13 protein-coding genes are annotated in these 18,790 nt (G+C 35.9%); 12 read left to right on the top strand and 1 reads right to left on the bottom strand.

Features of this window, described 5'->3' with window-relative positions; genetic code table 11:
- The first annotated feature begins 236 nt into the window (after positions 1-236).
- The 3 genes from rpoB to BT156_RS17890 all read left to right on the top strand — a co-directional run bounded on the left by rpoB (position 237) and on the right by BT156_RS17890 (position 8,801).
- Complete coding sequence (rpoB, locus tag BT156_RS17900; RefSeq protein WP_072412193.1) at positions 237-4,058, top strand: DNA-directed RNA polymerase subunit beta; 3,822 nt, start codon at positions 237-239, stop codon at positions 4,056-4,058.
- Positions 4,059-4,140: 82 nt separating this feature from the next.
- Positions 4,141-8,406, top strand: a complete 4,266-nt coding sequence (gene rpoC, locus BT156_RS17895; protein WP_072412192.1) for a DNA-directed RNA polymerase subunit beta' — start codon at positions 4,141-4,143, stop codon at positions 8,404-8,406.
- Between the two features lie 86 nt (positions 8,407-8,492).
- Entirely contained in the window at positions 8,493-8,801 is a 309-nt protein-coding gene (locus tag BT156_RS17890) for a DUF3467 domain-containing protein (protein ID WP_054511586.1), read from the top strand.
- Between the two features lie 252 nt (positions 8,802-9,053).
- Here the strand turns inward: BT156_RS17890 and BT156_RS22505 are convergent, their stop codons facing one another.
- Entirely contained in the window at positions 9,054-9,185 is a 132-nt protein-coding gene (locus BT156_RS22505; protein WP_262484313.1) for a hypothetical protein, read from the bottom strand.
- Between the two features lie 282 nt (positions 9,186-9,467).
- Here BT156_RS22505 and BT156_RS17885 point away from each other — a divergent pair, with 282 nt between their 5' ends.
- The 9 genes from BT156_RS17885 to BT156_RS17845 all read left to right on the top strand — a co-directional run bounded on the left by BT156_RS17885 (position 9,468) and on the right by BT156_RS17845 (position 18,787).
- A complete protein-coding gene (locus BT156_RS17885; protein ID WP_170857340.1) occupies positions 9,468-12,317 on the top strand; it encodes a T9SS type A sorting domain-containing protein in 2,850 nt (949 codons plus the stop codon).
- Between the two features lie 2 nt (positions 12,318-12,319).
- Positions 12,320-12,799 (top strand): hypothetical protein, encoded by a 480-nt coding sequence (locus tag BT156_RS17880; RefSeq protein WP_072412191.1) that lies wholly within the window; start codon positions 12,320-12,322, stop codon positions 12,797-12,799.
- Between the two features lie 8 nt (positions 12,800-12,807).
- Entirely contained in the window at positions 12,808-13,368 is a 561-nt protein-coding gene (locus BT156_RS17875) for a hypothetical protein (protein ID WP_139255512.1), read from the top strand.
- Positions 13,369-13,405: 37 nt separating this feature from the next.
- Positions 13,406-15,556 (top strand): TonB-dependent receptor, encoded by a 2,151-nt coding sequence (locus BT156_RS17870; protein ID WP_072412189.1) that lies wholly within the window; start codon positions 13,406-13,408, stop codon positions 15,554-15,556.
- Positions 15,557-15,735: 179 nt separating this feature from the next.
- The gene (locus BT156_RS17865) at positions 15,736-16,386 is read left to right on the top strand and encodes a Crp/Fnr family transcriptional regulator (RefSeq protein WP_072412188.1); all 651 of its coding nucleotides are present in this window, start codon (positions 15,736-15,738) and stop codon (positions 16,384-16,386) included.
- Between the two features lie 121 nt (positions 16,387-16,507).
- Positions 16,508-17,350: a DUF5777 family beta-barrel protein gene (locus tag BT156_RS17860; protein WP_072412186.1), complete on the top strand. Its 843-nt coding sequence runs from the start codon at positions 16,508-16,510 to the stop codon at positions 17,348-17,350.
- A gap of 1 nt (position 17,351) precedes the next feature.
- The gene (locus BT156_RS17855) at positions 17,352-17,702 is read left to right on the top strand and encodes a hypothetical protein (protein WP_072412185.1); all 351 of its coding nucleotides are present in this window, start codon (positions 17,352-17,354) and stop codon (positions 17,700-17,702) included.
- 15 nt (positions 17,703-17,717) lie between these two features.
- Positions 17,718-18,263, top strand: coding sequence for a YceI family protein (locus BT156_RS17850; RefSeq protein ID WP_072412184.1), 546 nt, complete (start codon positions 17,718-17,720; stop codon positions 18,261-18,263).
- Positions 18,260-18,787, top strand: coding sequence for an ankyrin repeat domain-containing protein (locus tag BT156_RS17845; RefSeq protein WP_072412183.1), 528 nt, complete (start codon positions 18,260-18,262; stop codon positions 18,785-18,787). The genes BT156_RS17850 and BT156_RS17845 overlap by 4 nt, the downstream gene beginning before the upstream one ends.
- Positions 18,788-18,790 lie beyond the last annotated feature (3 nt).

The raw sequence follows: 18,790 nt of genomic DNA, 5'->3' as shown, positions 1-18,790 counted from the left end.
GCGGTAATTTCTGCCTCAAAAAGTAAAATTTAAAAATATTTTGCATTACGCTGTGAAAAGATATACCAGCGTTGCAGTTAGAATTAGAATATAAGAATAAAGAATTAAGATCAAAGACCACTTCTGATAGCGCCAAACATCAAATGTCTTTTGTCTTGCCTCTTTTATCCGACAGTCTTTTTCTGATATTTTTTGTATAAATCAAAATATTTTTTAACCCTTTCTTTAAAAGTTTTATGAGTAAAACAACATCAACAACTAGGGGGAATCAGAGAATTAATTTCTCTTCAGCGAAAGGAAAAATTATTACTCCAGACTTCTTGGATATCCAATTAGAGTCGTTTAAGGAGTTTTTCCAGCTTGATACGCTTCCTGAAGACAGAAAAAAAGAAGGTCTGCACAAGACTTTCCAAGAAAATTTCCCGATTACCGATTCTAGAAACCAATTCGTTTTGGAATTTTTAGATTATTTGGTAGATTCTCCACGTTATTCTATCAATGAGTGTGTAGAAAGAGGATTGACGTATTCAGTCCCTCTTAAAGCAAGACTTAAATTGTATTGTACAGACCCTGAGCACGAAGATTTCCAAACTGTGGTTCAGGATGTATATTTAGGCCCGGTTCCTTACATGACGGATAGTGGTTCTTTCATCATCAATGGTGCTGAGAGGGTTATTGTTACGCAGCTTCACCGTTCACCTGGTGTATTCTTCGGACAGACTTATCACGCTAACGGAACGAAGCTTTACTATTCAAGAATTATCCCTTTCAAAGGATCTTGGATGGAATTTACTACGGATATCAACAGCGTAATGTATGCGTATATTGACCGTAAGAAAAAATTACCATTAACTACTTTATTAAGAGCTATCGGATTCGAATCTGATAAAGACATTCTTCAGATCTTCGACCTTGCGGAAGAAGTGAAGGTTTCTAAAGCTGCCCTTAAAAAAGTTGAAGGAAGAACATTGGCTGCGAGAGTATTGAACACTTGGTTCGAAGATTTCGTAGACGAAGATACAGGAGAAGTTGTTTCTATCGAAAGAAACGAAATTATCCTAGACAGAGAAACTATTCTTGAAAAAGAACATTTAGATCTTATTCTTGATGCAGGTGTGAAATCTATCTTGATTCACAAAGAAAATGCAAATGAATTCTCTATCATCCAGAATACATTACAAAAAGACCCTACGAACTCTGAAAAAGAAGCAGTAGAGTATATTTACCGTCAGTTAAGAAATGCAGATCCACCCGATGAGGAAACTGCAAGAGGAATTATTGAAAAATTATTCTTCTCTGAGCAAAGATACTCACTTGGTGAAGTAGGACGTTACAGACTAAACAAAAAGTTAGGTCTTAATATCCCGACTACAACTGAGGTTCTTACAAAAGAAGATATCATTGCGATTGTAAGACACTTGATCGAATTGGTAAACTCTAAAGCTGAGGTTGATGATATTGACCACCTTTCTAACAGAAGAATTAAAACTGTTGGAGAGCAATTAGCAGGACAGTTTGGTGTAGGTCTTTCAAGAATTGCTAGAACGATTAAGGAAAGAATGAACGTTAGAGATAACGAGATATTTACTCCGCTAGATCTAGTAAATGCTAAAACATTAACATCAGTTATTAACTCATTCTTTGGTACCAACCAGCTTTCTCAGTTCATGGACCAAACCAACCCACTTTCAGAAATCACGCACAAGCGTAGACTTTCTGCACTAGGGCCTGGTGGTTTATCAAGAGAAAGAGCAGGTTTCGAGGTGCGTGACGTTCACCATACTCACTACGGAAGAATTTGTCCTATTGAAACTCCGGAAGGACCAAACATTGGTTTGATCTCTTCTTTGGGTATCTATGCGAAAATTAATAACTTAGGTTTCATCGAAACTCCATATAGAAAAGTAGAAAACAGTACAGTAGATCTTAATGCTGATCCTATTTATCTAAATGCAGAAGACGAAGAAGATAAAGTAATTGCTCAGGCAAACGTTGAGTTGAATGATCAGGGAGAATTCCAAACTGATAGAATTATTGCAAGACTAGATGGAGATTATCCTGTAGTTGAGCCTTCTCAGGTTAACCTTATCGACGTTGCACCAAACCAGATTTCTGGTATTTCAGCTTCATTGATTCCTTTCTTGGAACATGATGATGCGAACCGTGCGTTGATGGGATCAAACATGATGCGTCAGGCAGTTCCATTATTGAAGCCACAGGCACCGATTGTAGGTACTGGTCTTGAGCAGCAAGTTGCTAAAGATTCAAGAATCTTGATCAATGCTGAAGGTAACGGTACTGTTGAATATGTAGATGCAGACAAGATTACTATTAAATATGAAAGAAGCGATGACGAAGATCTAGTATCATTCGAATCTGCTACGAAAACATATAACTTGACTAAGTTTAGAAAAACTAACCAGAGTACAACAATTACACTAAGACCAAACGTAAGAATTGGTGAAACAGTGCAAAAAGGACAGGTACTTTGCGACGGTTATGCTACTGAAAAAGGAGAATTAGCTCTTGGTAGAAACTTAGTGGTTGCGTTCATGCCTTGGAAGGGTTACAACTTTGAGGATGCGATCGTAATCAACGAAAAAGTTGTACGTGAAGACTGGTTTACTTCAATCCACGTGGATGAGTATTCTCTGGAAGTTCGTGATACTAAATTAGGTATGGAAGAATTGACAGCAGATATTCCTAACGTTTCTGAAGAAGCTACAAAAGATCTTGACGAGAACGGTATGATCAGAATTGGAGCTGAGGTGAAGCCTGGTGACATTATGATCGGTAAGATTACTCCAAAAGGAGAATCAGACCCGACTCCTGAAGAGAAACTTCTTAGAGCAATCTTTGGTGACAAAGCTGGTGATGTTAAGGATGCTTCATTGAAAGCTGACTCTTCATTAAGAGGTGTTGTTATCAACAAAAAATTGTTCTCTAGAAATATTAAAGACAAAAAGAAAAGAACTGAAGAAAAACTTAAACTTGAAGAGATTGAAAACACTTACAAGGCTAAGTTTGATGAGTTAAGAAATACTTTAATTGAAAAATTAAATACACTTGTAAGCGGGAAAACTTCTCAAGGGGTTCAAAATGACCTTGATGAAGAGATCATCGGTAAAGGTGTGAAATTTACTCACAGATTATTAACTTCAGTTGAAGATTACGTAAACGTAAGTGGTGCAGATTGGACGGTAGATAACGATAAGAATGAATTGATCAAACAATTAATTCACAATTATAAAATCAAGTTCAACGATATCCAAGGGGTTAAAAACCGTGAGAAATTCGCAATTTCTATCGGAGATGAGCTTCCTGCAGGTATCATGAAGTTAGCTAAAGTGTATATCGCTAAGAAGCGTAAGTTGAATGTAGGGGATAAAATGGCAGGACGTCACGGTAACAAAGGTATCGTTTCAAGAATCGTTCGTGAAGAAGATATGCCATTCCTAGAAGACGGAACACCGGTAGATATCGTATTGAATCCACTAGGAGTACCTTCTCGTATGAACATCGGACAGATCTATGAAACAGTTCTTGGATGGGCTGGTCAGAAATTAGGAATGACGTTCGCTACACCAATCTTTGATGGAGCTACATTAGATCAAATTACTGAGTACACAGAAAAAGCAGGTCTTCCTAAATTTGGTAACACTCACCTTTATGATGGTGGTACCGGAGAAAGATTTACACAGCCGGCTACAGTAGGTATTATTTACATGCTGAAACTGGGTCACATGGTAGATGATAAAATGCACGCACGTTCTATCGGACCATACTCATTGATTACTCAACAGCCGTTAGGAGGTAAAGCTCAGTTCGGAGGTCAGAGATTCGGAGAGATGGAGGTTTGGGCTCTTGAAGCATTTGGAGCATCAAACATCTTGAGAGAAATCCTGACTGTGAAGTCGGATGACGTGATTGGTAGAGCAAAAACTTATGAAGCTATCGCGAAAGGGGAAGCAATGCCTGAACCAGGTATTCCGGAATCTTTCAACGTATTACTTCACGAGTTACAAGGACTTGGACTTGATGTAAGACTTGAGGAATAATTTTAAATTTTGATAAATGAATTTTGAATCAGTTCAGAATTTATAACCCAAAATTTATAATCCAAAATCTAAAATCTAAAAAATGTCAAATAAAAATAAATCAAGTAGATTTAATAAAATAACCATCGGTTTAGCTTCTCCGGAATCCATTTTACAGGATTCTAGAGGAGAGGTTCTAAAACCGGAAACTATTAACTACAGAACGCATAAACCTGAAAGAGACGGTTTGTTCTGTGAAAAAATCTTCGGCCCTGTAAAGGATTACGAATGTGCTTGTGGTAAATACAAGAGAATTCGTTACAAAGGGATCGTTTGTGACCGTTGTGGAGTAGAAGTTACGGAGAAGAAAGTAAGAAGAGAGAGAATCGGACACATCAACTTGGTGGTTCCTATCGCTCACATCTGGTATTTCCGTTCTTTACCGAACAAAATCGGTTACCTTTTAGGGATACCTTCTAAGAAATTAGATATGATCATCTATTACGAGAGATATGTTGTTATTCAGCAAGGTATCGCTAAGAAATTAGATGGTTCTGATTTTGACGATAAAGAATTCCTTACAGAAGAAGAATACCTTGATATCATGGAAACTCTTCCTGTAGAAAATCAATATCTTGATGATTCTGATCCGAACAAATTCATCGCCAAAATGGGTGCTGAAGCGGTTGAGGAATTATTAAAAAGAATCGATCTTGATGCATTGTCTTTCGACTTGAGACACAAAGCTCACAACGAAGGTTCTAAGCAAAGAAGAACTGAAGCTCTGAAAAGATTGAACGTTGTAGAAGCATTGAGAGGTGCTAACACTAGAATGATCAACAGACCAGAGTGGATGATCATGCGTGTACTTCCTGTTATTCCACCAGAATTAAGACCATTAGTTCCATTGGATGGAGGACGTTTCGCTACTTCTGACTTAAATGACCTTTATAGAAGAGTAATTATCAGAAATAACCGTTTGAAGAGATTATTGGAGATCAAAGCTCCGGAAGTAATCTTGAGAAACGAGAAGCGTATGCTTCAGGAATCAGTAGATTCATTATTCGATAATACAAGAAAATCTTCTGCAGTAAAATCTGAATCAAACAGACCATTGAAATCACTTTCAGATTCATTGAAAGGTAAGCAAGGTCGTTTCCGTCAGAACTTACTTGGGAAAAGGGTAGATTACTCTGCGCGTTCGGTAATTGTTGTAGGTCCAAACTTACAGCTTCACGAATGTGGTATTCCTAAAGATATGGCTGCTGAATTGTACAAACCATTTATCATTAGAAAACTAATTGAAAGAGGGATTGTAAAAACAGTAAAATCTGCAAAGAGAATTATTGACAGAAAAGAACCAGTAGTATATGATATCTTAGAAGGTGTAATGAAAGGTCACCCTGTTTTACTAAACAGAGCGCCTACTTTGCACAGACTAGGTATCCAGGCTTTCCAACCTAAGATGATCGAAGGTAAGGCAATCCAGCTACACCCGTTAGTAACAACGGCCTTCAATGCCGATTTCGATGGTGACCAGATGGCGGTACATTTACCGTTAGGCCCTGAAGCAATTCTTGAAGCTCAGTTATTAATGTTAGGTTCTCAAAATATTTTGAACCCTGCAAACGGTTCTCCAATTACGGTACCTTCTCAGGACATGGTTCTTGGTCTATATTTCATGACTAAAGAATTGAGCTCTACAGAAGATATGAAAGTAAAAGGTGAAGGTCTTGCATTCTATTCTCCTGAAGAAGCGGAAATCGCTTACGCAGAAGGAAAAGTTTCTCTAAACGCTAAGGTTAGATGTAGACTGCCTGTTAAAGAAAACGGTGAGATTTCAACTAAATTAATTGAAACTTCTGTTGGTAGAATTTTATTCAACCAAATCGTTCCAAAACAGTCAGGATATATTAATGAACTTCTTACAAAGAAATCATTAAGAAACGTTATCGGTAGAGTCCTTGATGATACAGATTTCCCTACAACTGTGAAGTTCTTGGATGCAATGAAAGACTTAGGGTATTCAAATGCATTTAAAGGAGGTCTTTCATTCTCATTAGGTGACATCGTAGTTCCTGTTGAGAAGAAAGCAATGGTTGCTACAGCAATTTCTACTGTAGATGAGATTAGAGCCAACTATAACATGGGTCTAATTACAGATACAGAACGTTATAACCAGGTAATTGACGTTTGGACAAATACCAACGCCGGATTAACTGAAATGATCATGAGCAGAATGAAAACCGACCAAGGTGGATTCAACTCTGTATATATGATGCTTGATTCTGGGGCGAGGGGTTCTAAGGAACAGATCCGTCAGTTATCAGGGATGAGAGGTTTGATGGCAAAACCGCAGAAAGCCGGTTCTACTGGTGCGGAGATCATTGAAAACCCGATCCTTGCAAACTTTAAGGAAGGTCTTTCGATCCTAGAATACTTTATCTCTACTCACGGTGCTCGTAAGGGTCTTGCGGATACCGCACTTAAGACTGCCGATGCGGGTTACTTAACGAGAAGATTGGTAGACGTTGCTCAGGATGTTATCATTACTGAAACAGACTGTGGTACTTTAAGAGGTACTGAAGTTACTGCTTTGAAGAAAAATGATGAGATCGTTGAAAGAATTTCTGAAAGAATCTTAGGTAGAGTTTCTCTACATAATATCTATGACCCTGAAAGCGATGAGCTTATTGCTGAAGCAGATCAGGTGATCAATGAGCCATTAGCTAAGAGAATTGAAGAAGCAGGATTAGAAGCTGTTGAAGTTCGTTCACCATTAACTTGTGAAACTAAGAAAGGTATCTGTGCAAAATGTTACGGAAGAAACTTAGCAACAGGTAAAGTAATCCATATGGGTGAAGCAGTAGGTGTAATTGGTGCACAATCTATTGGGGAACCGGGTACTCAGTTAACATTGAGAACCTTCCACCAAGGGGGTACTGCAGGTAACGTATCAGAAAACCCATCAATCGTAGCTAGAAGAGACGGTATCGTTGAAATGGATGATGTAAGAACAATTACATCTGAAGACGAAAGCGGTAATACTGCTGAGGTAGTAGTTTCTCGTTCTACGGAATTCAGATTGGTTGCTGATAACGAAACCAGAACTCCATTGATGATCGCTAACGTACCTTATGGATCTATATTAGCTGTGAAGCCAGGTGATAAAGTGAAAAAAGGTGATACTATCTGTAGATGGGATCCGTATAACGCGGTAATTATTGCAGAAACTGCCGGTAAGGTAGAGTATGAAGATATTATCCAGGGTATTTCATTCCAATTGGAAATTGACGAACAGACAGGATTTGAAGAGAAAGTAATCTCTGAATCTAGAAATAAGAAAGCCGTACCTACTCTGAAGGTGGTAGATTCTAAAGGTGTTGAGCAGAAAGCATACAACTTACCGGTAGGAGCCCACTTAATGGTAAACGATGGTGAAAAAATTAAGGCTGGTAAAGTCTTAATCAAGATCCCAAGAAAATCTGCAAAAGCAGGGGATATCACCGGAGGTCTTCCGAGAGTTACCGAATTATTCGAAGCAAGAAACCCTTCAAACCCGGCGGTTGTTACTGAAATCGATGGGGTAGTTTCTTACGGAAAAATCAAAAGAGGTAACCGTGAATTGATCGTTGAAGCAAAAACTGGTGAAAGAAAAATTTATTTAGTTAAATTATCTAACCAGATCTTGGTTCAGGAGAATGACTTCGTAAGAGCTGGTTCGCCACTTTCTGACGGATCAATTACGCCGGACGATATCTTAAGAATTAAAGGTCCAACTGCGGTTCAGGAATATTTAGTAAATGAAATTCAGGAAGTTTACCGTCTACAAGGGGTAAAAATTGATGATAAGCACTTCGAAATTATCGTAAGACAGATGATGACGAAAGTATCTATCGTTGATGGAGGTGATACTCAATTCCTTGAAGGAGCTCTTGAGCACAAATTTGATTTCTTGGAAGAAAACAACAGAGTATTCGGTCTTAAGGTAGTAACTGAAGCTGGTGATTCTAAAGAATTCAAACCAGGTCAGATGATTACTGCAAGAGAATTAAGAGACGAAAACTCTAAATTGAAGCGTGAAGATCAGGCTTTAGTTGAAGTAAGAGAAGCTTTACCAGCTACAGCAACGCCTGTACTGCAAGGTATTACAAGAGCGGCTCTTCAGACTAAATCATTCATGTCTGCAGCATCATTCCAGGAAACAACTAAGGTTCTTAACGAAGCAGCAGTTGCCGGTAAGGTAGATTACCTAACAGGTCTTAAAGAAAACGTAATTGTAGGACACAGAATTCCTGCAGGTACGGGTCTTAAAGAGTATCAGAATGTTATCGTAGGTTCTAAAAAAGAATTCGAAGATATTAACTAAAAAGTAAAGAAAAGTTTCAGGATTCGAGTTTAAATTTTAAATTAGAGGCCTGAAACTTTTTAAACAAAAAAATATTTAAAGAAAACATGGACAATCAAAATCAAAATCAAGATCCAAACAACATCAACATCCAACTTAACGAAATGGTAGCTTCAGGGGTATATTGTAACCTTGCTCTAGTAAACCATTCTCCATCTGAGTTTGTTGTAGATTTTATCCAATTAATGCCGGGTGTACAACAAGCTAACGTGCGTTCAAGAGTTATTCTTGCTCCACTTCACGCTAAGAGAGTATTAGCTGCTCTTCAACAGAACATCACAAACTACGAGCAACAATTCGGAGAGATCAAAGAAGTTGAGCCTTTCGTATTAGGTGGAAACAACGTACAAGCGTAAGATTTTCTCTTAGCATATAAATAATCCCGTTTCGTTCTATTACGAGACGGGATTTATTTTTTATAGATTTTTGAACCAGATATAAAGATCTGTGTCTGAAGAAATGTTAAGTTTTTTTCGTATTCCATTTTTTCCGGTTTTGGACCGTTTTTGGTGATGTGAAAGTATATTCTGCAATATCTTTGGTAGAAAAATTAAGAAATAATAAAGCGCAGAATCTTAGTTCACTGCTTACCAAGTTCGGATTAATTTTCAGGATTGCAGAACAAACTTTTGGATCACCTCCTGAAATCTTATGAAAAACTCCGGGCTGTTATCTTTGGCAAGCTGTACAACCTCTTCAAAAGATTCATTTATTTTAAGCTTTAATTCTTTGGCTTCCATTTCTTTCTGCTGAATGATGTCTCTTTCTTTTTTGAGTCTTAATTAGTTACTTATTTGCAGTCGTTTTAGCTACGAGCAGCAGTCCGGAGAGATCAAAGAAGTTGAACCTTTAATTAGGTGAAAACAGCATACAAGCGTAAGATTTTCTTAATATACATAAGAATGCCTCAAATTTTATTGGGGCATTTTTTATTGTAAATTCTGACTGAAATTAATTTTTATAATTTCATTATCCAAATATAAAATTTTCAGGAATGTTTATTATATTTACAAAAAAACAAAATGAAATCAAAATTATTTTCTGTTACAGTAATTTTAGTTTTAGGAACTCCTTTTATTTCTGCTCAAAATAAAACTAAAGTTGATGTAAAGCAGTTACAGCAATTATATGCCAAATATGAAAAAGGTCTAAAAAAACAGCATAAACTTGATAAAAATGCTGGAATCCCGCCTAATTTATATAATGAAGAAGATTACAAGAGAACGATGGATCCTGTTACAGGACAAACGAATTTTGAAGGACTTGTAAAAGTAAATAAAGACATCAAGGAAGGAAAGTATGCCCCTACCAAGCAGATGTCTTTTATTTCTAGCAATACTTCTTCTACAGCAAAAATAGTTAATGAGCCTTGGATAGAAAGAGGTCCGTACAGTGTAGGAGGAAGAACAAGAGCAATTATGTTTGACCCGAACGATCCTGCCGGCAAAAGAGTTTTTGCAGGAGGAGTTTCTGGAGGACTTTGGGTAAACCAGGATCCTTCAATTAGTACTAATGAGTGGACACCGCTAAGTACTTTTTGGGCAAATACTTCAGTTGTATGCATTACTTATGATCCGAATAATCCCCAAGTTATATATGTAGGTACAGGAGAATCTGCGACTGCTGATGCAGTAGGTTCAGGAATATGGAAGTCTGCAGACGGAGGTACTACATGGACACAGATTTTTACAATCCCGGTAACATATTCTTCCAGCGGAATTAGAAACGGTAACTTTTATATCAATGATATTAAGGTAAGAAATAATGGCGGTACTTCTGAGGTTTATGCAGGTGTGAGCGGGTCTTATGTAGGAATCTCATTCAATGATGGATGGCAGGGATTAAGTCAGGCAGGATTATATAAATCAACAGACGGAGGAGCTACATTTACAAAGAATACCAATTTATTAGCATTAAATACCACAACAGGACTTACGAGTACAACAGGATATGCTATTCAGCAGATAGAGATCGGAGCAGATAATGCTGTTTGGGTTTCTACTAAAAGTTCAAGATTTTCAAACATAGATGCAGGAGGCAGAATTTTCAAGTCTACAGACGGCAATACTTTTAATGTGGTCTATAACGTCGGAAATGCCGGATCAAGAGTAAACTTTACTCTTTCTAAAACAGATGCGAATAAAGTGTATGCTTTCATGCAGGGGGCAAATAGCACTTCAGAACCAATACGTATTGCAAGGTCCACAGACGGAGGAACTACATGGCAGTCAACCAATGATGCTTCACCAGTGGTAACATTACCTACCGCCACAGATACAAGTATTCCTGCAAATGATTTTACAAGAGGGCAATCTTTTTATGATCTTGTAATTGCAGCAGATCCTCAAAATGACAATATACTATATATTGGAGGAATTGATTTGTATAAATCAACCAATGGCGGAGCAAGCTGGACACAGATTTCAAAATGGTCAAACAACAATAATATGGCCGCCTTGCAGGTTTCAACTGTACATGCAGATCAGCACGCAATAGTTTTTAATCCTTTTAATAACTATGCTACAAATCAAATGATGTTTGGAAATGACGGAGGAGTTTTTTTTGTAGCAAATAAAAATAATATTGCTACAACTACCGGTTTTTCAGCGAGAAATACGAGATATAATGTAACACAATTTTACAGCGCAATGCTTAATCCTACAAAAACCCCCGCTAATGAAGAATTATTAGCAGGTGCGCAGGATAATGGTTCATGGTGGCTGTATGGTGCCCCATTGGCAAACAACTTCCTTACCAGCCAAGCTGCTACAGGAGGAGACGGAATGTATACGGAATATGATGACCAGGATAATTATGAAATTGCAAGTTATGTTTATAACAATCATTATTTACTGACAAACAATAGTTATTATCTACTATCAACTGCTAATAGAAATGCTTATGGACATTTTGTAAATGAAATTGCATTAGATAGAATAAATAATGTATTCTATTCTTACCGTTCAGGATTGACGCTTTTCAGAACAGGTGGTCTTTCTGCAACTTCTACAACATTTACAAATGATATCGTTACTGCAGGAACAGCACAAAGTGGCGAACAGATTTCTTGGATGAAAGTTTCTCCTTATACAACTGCATCTACTAAGTTATTTGTAGGGACTAATTTGGGTAGAATTTTTAAGATAACAAATGCCAACACAACATCTTATGCTTCTACAGCCATAACAACTCCGGCAGCAGGAACAATTTCTGACATAGAATTTGGAGCGAATGAGAACGAAATTATTGTGACATTATCTAATTATAATCTTACAAGTATATTCTATTCTACCGATGGGGGAACTACATGGCAAAACAAAGAGGGCAATCTTCCTGATATGCCTGTAAGAACAGTATTAAGAAATCCTGATGATGCAAACGAAGTGATTATAGGAACAGAAATGGGAGTTTGGGGAACAACAAATTTTCTTTCGGCCTCACCAAGCTGGGCTTCAATTTCAGGAAATATTGGGAATATAAGAATTACAAATTTAGATTACCGACCTTCTACCAGAACTGTAATGGTTTCTACTTATGGAAGAGGAGCATGGACAACGCAGAATACTGTAGTTAATTTAGCAACAGGAGAAGTAAAATCTAAAAAAGATGTTACCAGAATATATCCAAACCCCTCAAAAGGTATTTCACATTTGAGATTTGATAGTTCTAAATACGATGCGGTAGATATAACCATATTTGACGGATCGGGAAGATTGGTATATAACAGGAAAAATGTGAAGTCTGATGAAGAATTTGGTCAAAGATTAACCCCTGGAAATTACGTTCTGAAAGCTGAAGCCAAAGGAGAAATAGTATACAGCGGAAACTTCCTGGTAATTGGAAAAATAAATAATGATGGTGACGATGATTAAAGATGAATAATCAATTATTTACAATGATATTCTGGATATTGGCGCTTTCTTGTAAAGCGCCGATTTCCTCATTATATCAAGGTAAAGTATCCTTAATTTCGGCAGAAAAAACAGAATGGTTTGGTGGAAGAGACAGAGTGAAAGGAACGATGTATACCCTAAAATTAAAGATTAAAAATAATAAAGACATTATTACCGTAAAATCTTTAAAAGCTGAAGGAAATACCATCAATTTTACTCAGAGTAATTCTGGAAATATGATTATCGTAAACGGTAATTTTCAGAGTACTGATCAGACAGATAATTTTGAAAACATGCCTTCAGGATCATCTGTTGAAAGTAGAGAGCGTTCTCAAAAACTTAATCTAAAAGAAAATTGGATGGAATATACAGTAAAAGATTCCAAAAAGCTTTACAAAATAAATATTCCGAAATTTATTTCAGTTGAACCAACAGGGGATCTAATTCCCCAAAGACAATAATATTTTCTTTGCATAAAAAATTATTCTTTATACTTTTATGTCTTCCTTTAGTCGTATTATTTATTAATGTGATTCATCCTGTTATTTCCTATATTAAAAGTGAAGTATACGAAAAAACTCAATACGATATTTCAAAAAACAAATTTGATAACTCAGAAACAGTATGCTTCACTGAAAAAGACTTAGCGAAAGCAGAATGGAAAGAAGAGAAAGAATTTGTACTGAATGGTTTTTCTTATGATGTTATTAAGATCACTGTTATAAAAGGGGTGAAGTATTTTTATTGTTATACAGATAAAAAAGATATTGTAATTAATTCATTAGTAAAACTTTCAAAGTTTTTTATAACCCCCAAAAAGTCTATACAAAAGCAGATTGACCTACTGCAACCCCATAAAAATATTTTAAAGACATTCAATTCCCTGGCAATTTTCGACCAGAAAGAATTTATTTTTTTAAAACCCTTCTATTCAATTATAAGAATAAACCAGTTTAAACGATTAGAAAATACATTTTATTTGTCAATAACAATTCCGCCTCCGGAAACCAGAAGTAAGCTTCAGACTTGAAATGCATAAAAAGGGTAATGACAATAAATTTTAATCGATGAAAAAATATATAGGTGTTGCAGCTGTATTATGCTGTACAATTGCGAATGCTCAACAATCACAGGAGAGCTCAATAACGGAAGTAATTATACTGGGAAGAAAGAAATTAAAGCAGGAACGTGCAGAATTCAAAAGACACGGACAGTCTGTTGAAACACTTTCAGAAGAAGAACTCAACAGAAATAATCCTGCAGCTATTGATCAGACATTATCTACAATGTCTGGTTTGCAGGTAGATAAGCGGACTAATTTTGGAGGTCAGAGACTGGTTGTTCGCGGATATGGTAATGATCAGAAGTTCAATAACTGGGGTGTCAAAGCATATTGGAACAATATGCCACTTACTACAGCAGAAGGAATAACTGTTCTGGATGATGTTGATTTTGCGTATGTGAATAATGTGGAGGTCATAAAAGGCCCTGCTGCCACAATGTATGGCGGTGGAACAGGTGGCGCTGTACGTTTCTACACCCGCCCTGATTTTACAAAAGGAGTATCTGTTTCGGAAAATGTATTAGTTGGTGCTTTCAAAACCTTTCAGTCACGTACACAGCTGAACGCTGCAGACGAGAACTATTCAGTGAATGCAGCTTATGGGCATCTTGAAACTGATGGCTACAGACCAAACGGAGGCGGGCTGAAAAATTTCTTCAATGTAAACGGAACAATAAAGTTAGGAGAAAAAGATCAACTGAGTTTCTTTGGAAGCCAGGCTTATTCATATGAGCATACATCAGGACAGATTTCTTATGATGATTACTATGCAGGTATTGATAACGGAAATCCGGCTTATATTCGTAAAAATTCAGGAACGAAGATCAAATCAACCAGAGTGGGATTAAGCAATACGATCAATATTACGCCCAATTTTAGAAACTATACAACATTATTCTACTATAATGGTAATACAGAAAGTACTTCTGCCGGAGCTTACGGTATAACAAGTTCGCCAAATGTTGGGCTTCGTTCTACTTTTACACTTAAAAAAGAATTTGATAATTTTGAGAACAGATTAGATTTTGGGACAGAAATACAAAATTCTATGTCTACCACTTCGAGCTATCGTTTTACAGGATCAATAACAAATCCTTTGGAAACAACGGGAATCAACGGAGCTTCATATTTCAAATATAACAATAATCAGGCAACTTATTTTGCAATTGATTATTTGACTTATAAGCCATGGGCTCTTACTTTGCTTGCAGGAGTAAGCGCGAATAAAACTAATTATGACAGAAAAGATTTGTATGTGATTTCCGGATTAATTGCGGGGAAAAAAGACCAGTCTTTCGGAAAACAGTATGAAACGGCGTATACTCCACATTTTGCTTTACAGAAAGAATGGAAGCATCAGATTTTTAATGTAAGCTATAGTGAAGGATACAATGCTCCTACAGCAAGTTCATCTTTTATAAATTATACAAATACCGCTAATAATGATCTGAAACCTGAACGCGCAAAAATGGTAGATTTCAGTGTACATGGCTTATTAATGGATACCAAGCTAGATTATCAGGTTTCTTTGTTCAGAATAGATTATTCTAATAAACTTACGCAATTGGTAATCCCTAACTCCGGTAACCAGACTTATTGGGCAAATACAGGTAGCCAGAAAAACAATGGTTTGGAAGTCAGCGTAGGATATCAGTACAAAAACGACAACTCATTCCTTAATAGAATTGTTCCATTTGTCAATCTTTCATATTATGATGCAAAGTATAAAGACTTTTCTACAAGATTGTTAGGTGGAGATCAGGTATATGATCATAAAACAGTAGTGGGAGTTCCGAGAAATAAATATGCATTAGGATTAGATTTATATACAAAACCGGGCTTTTACCTTATAAATACCTATAACTATTTAGGAAATGTATATACAGATTTTGCCAATACAAATCTTGTAAAAGGTTTTGGTCTGCTTAATTCAAAAGTAGGATATAAAAAATCTTTCGGAAAATTTGATGTTGATGCTTATGTTATGGGGAATAATCTTACCAATCAGATTAACTATACTTTCCTATTCTTAGGAAACAGCATTAATGATGCAGATGCAGGAAATGGTTACCCGAAAGGCGTTGCAACAGATCTTAATCCAGGCTCAAGTAAAGCTTATTTCTTTTACGGGCTGAATCTGAAATACAATTTATAAATCATTATTTATAACAATAGAGGAGGCTGTCCGAAAAAAAACAGCTTAATGTGACCATGTACATCAAAAGAGACTGCCCATTTCGGACAGTCTCTTTTTTATTTCATTAATTATTAAAACTTACTATTTTCCTATCTTGATATTCTTTATATTTGTTTTTTAATGTTGATACAGTAGATATGATAAATAATCAGTTTATTCTTAATAAATTTGGGTTTTTGGGTGCTGATTTTTCAACTGAACTTCAAAAACACGGGATTATAACGAATGTAAAAGCAAAGACAGAAATTGTTCGGGACGGGCAGAAGAACAAATATGTTCCTTTCGTCATAAAAGGATCTGTAAAAGTTTTTTCTTTAAATGATGGGCGAGAATTAATTTACTATTACATAAGGCCTAACGACAGTTGTTTAATGACCTTTTCCTCTATTTTTACCGATTGCATAAGCCGGGTTTATGCTGTTGCGGAAGAAGAATCTGAAATTCTTTTGGTTCCGGTTTCTACTGTACACGAGTGGCTGATCAGGTTTCCGGAAATCAACAGAATTTTTTATCATGAATATGACAAACGTTTTTCGGATGTTATGAATATGGTGAATGAAGCCGTTTTTCATAGGCTGGACAGAAGAGTTTTAAGTTATATTAAACAACAGATTTCTTTAACAGGAAATAATCCGATAAAATTAACACACCGAGAAATTGCCAATAATCTTGGTACTTCCCGAGAAGTTGTAAGCCGAGTTTTGAAAAAAATAGAAAATGAAGGCGAAATTACTCAAACGAAAGAAGGAATCAAAATACCTATAAATGAAAATGTTAGTCAATTCTAATAAATAATGTTTAATTGTTTTAATATTACAATTGATAAAAACTATTTATTCGGTGACTTTTATCACACATTTTTGAATTCATAACTGTATAAGTTTGTTATATTATTTCTAAAAAATTTATATGACAAAAACTTTATTATTTTTGTCGATGCTTTCATCAAGTCTTGCTTTTTCTCAGGAAGATTTGTTAAAAGATATTGACACCATCAAGACAAATACCGACACCTCACAGCCAGCTTTCAAAGGCTTACAGATTGTTACGGCGCAATCTACCAAACTTACAGCAAAGAACGAATGGTATATCGTCGTTGCGCACCGTTTTGGAGACATCAGCACAGGTTTTAAAAACTTCTTCGGTCTGGATGATGCTTCTACCAAATTGGGAGTAATCTATGGGGTTACAGACAATCTTTCTTTAAGTTTTTCAAGGGAAACCAATATGAAAACCTTTGAACTTGGAGCTAAATACAGTCTTCTAAAGCAAAATGATAATTTTCCTGTAGATATTGTAGGTTATAATGTTCTGGCGCTGAATACAGATCTGGATAAAGATAATTATCCGCATTTACAGTTCAGTGACAGGCTTTCTTATCTCACGCAGGCTTTGATTTCTCGAAGATTTAATGAGAATTTATCTTTGCAGTTAACACCTTCCTATGTGCACAAAAATCTTTATGAGCCAAAAGTTGAAGATAAAAATCAGTTTTTAACAGGACTGGGAGGCAGATACAAAATTTCTAAAAGAATTTCTATTAATGCAGAATATTTTGTGAATTTCGACAATCACAGTGTCTATAAAAATCCTCTATCAGTAGGGATGGATATAGAAACAGGGGGACACGTTTTCCAGCTTGTATTCAGTAATTCTCAGCTTAACTCAGACATCGGATATCTTACCAATGCAGCCGGAAAATGGGAAAAAGGACAGATTTTCTTTGGTTTTAATCTTTATAGAGTTTTTTAAAATGAAAAAGATACTATACATACTATCATCAGCAGCTTTATTAGTTGCTTGTGAAAGCAGAACCTATGAAGAAATTTCTGATAATAAACCCATCGCAGAAATCGTGAAATATACGCAAGATGTAAAACCTATTGTTGATGCCAATTGTATTAGTTGCCATTCAGCTACAGGCTCTGCGCCTTACAAACCTTTTACTAATTATAATGAGGTGAAGGATAATATCGAGGTTATTTTAGATCGAATACAAAGACAAAACGGAGATTATCAAAAAATGCCACAAGGTGGATCTTTATCCCAATCCCAAATCAATATTTTCATTAAATGGAAAGCTGATGGGCTTATTGAAAATTAAATCAAAAATAGGAAAATGAAAAATCTAGTATTAATTATTGTATCGTTACTGTTTAGTAACCTTGCATCGGCTCAGAAATATATCTCAAAAACAGGGCAGGTTAGTTTTGAAGCATCCGTCCCGCTATTTGAAGATGTGAGTGCAAAAGATAATAACAATGTTGTTATCCTGAATGCCGATACCGGAGAAATTGCTTCCGTTTCTGTTGTGAAGAATTATAAATTCACTGTAAAATTAATGGAAGAGCATTTTAATGAAAACTATGCTGAATCAGCAAAATATCCTAAAACAACTTTTACAGGGAAGCTTGTGAATTTTGATAAAACGAAACTTTCTGCATCACCACAAAAATATACAATACAGGGAAAACTTAATTTCCATGGGGTAGATAAAGCGGTTACTTCATCAGCAACAGTATATGCTAAAGATGGGAAAATCTATATCCAGGGAGGGTTTGTAGCAAGACCTGCAGATCACAATGTAACCATTCCTAAAATGGTATCTAAGAAAGTTGCTGAGAACGTGAATGTTAAATATGATTATGTATTATCAAAACAATGAAAAATTTAATAGTAATCATAAGTATTTTTCTGAGTTTTTCATTTGTATCTGCTCAGGAAAAAGCAAAATCAATTTTTGATATTGCAAGAAGCGGTAGCGTAGCTGAGGTAAAAGATTTGATGAAGAAAGACGCAAATATCATCAATGAAACCAATGATGGAGGTTTTTCTCCCCTCATTTTAGCTTGCTATAGAGGAAACACGGAAGTGGCTAAGTTTTTGATGGATAATGTAAAAGATATTAATTATAAAAGCCAGGAAGGAACTGCTTTGGCAGGGCTTTCTGTAAAATATAATAAAGATTTGGTTGAGTATTTATTAAATAAAAATGCTGATCCAAATATTGCGGATGCCACAGGATCTACTCCTCTTTTCTGGGCTGTGAAATTCGGAAATAAAGAACTCATAGAATTATTGCTGAAACATAAAGCGGATAAATCTAAAAAAGATTCAATGGGAATGACCCCTTTTGAATATGCGTTACAGACCAACAACGAAGAAATTATCAACCTTTTAAAAAATTAGTAT

This window comes from Chryseobacterium limigenitum (assembly GCF_900114875.1).
In the GTDB taxonomy this organism is placed as follows: Bacteria; Bacteroidota; Bacteroidia; order Flavobacteriales; family Weeksellaceae; genus Chryseobacterium; species Chryseobacterium limigenitum.
The sequence above is the reverse complement of the archived record's forward strand: the minus strand, read 5'-3'. Positions and strand labels throughout refer to the sequence as shown.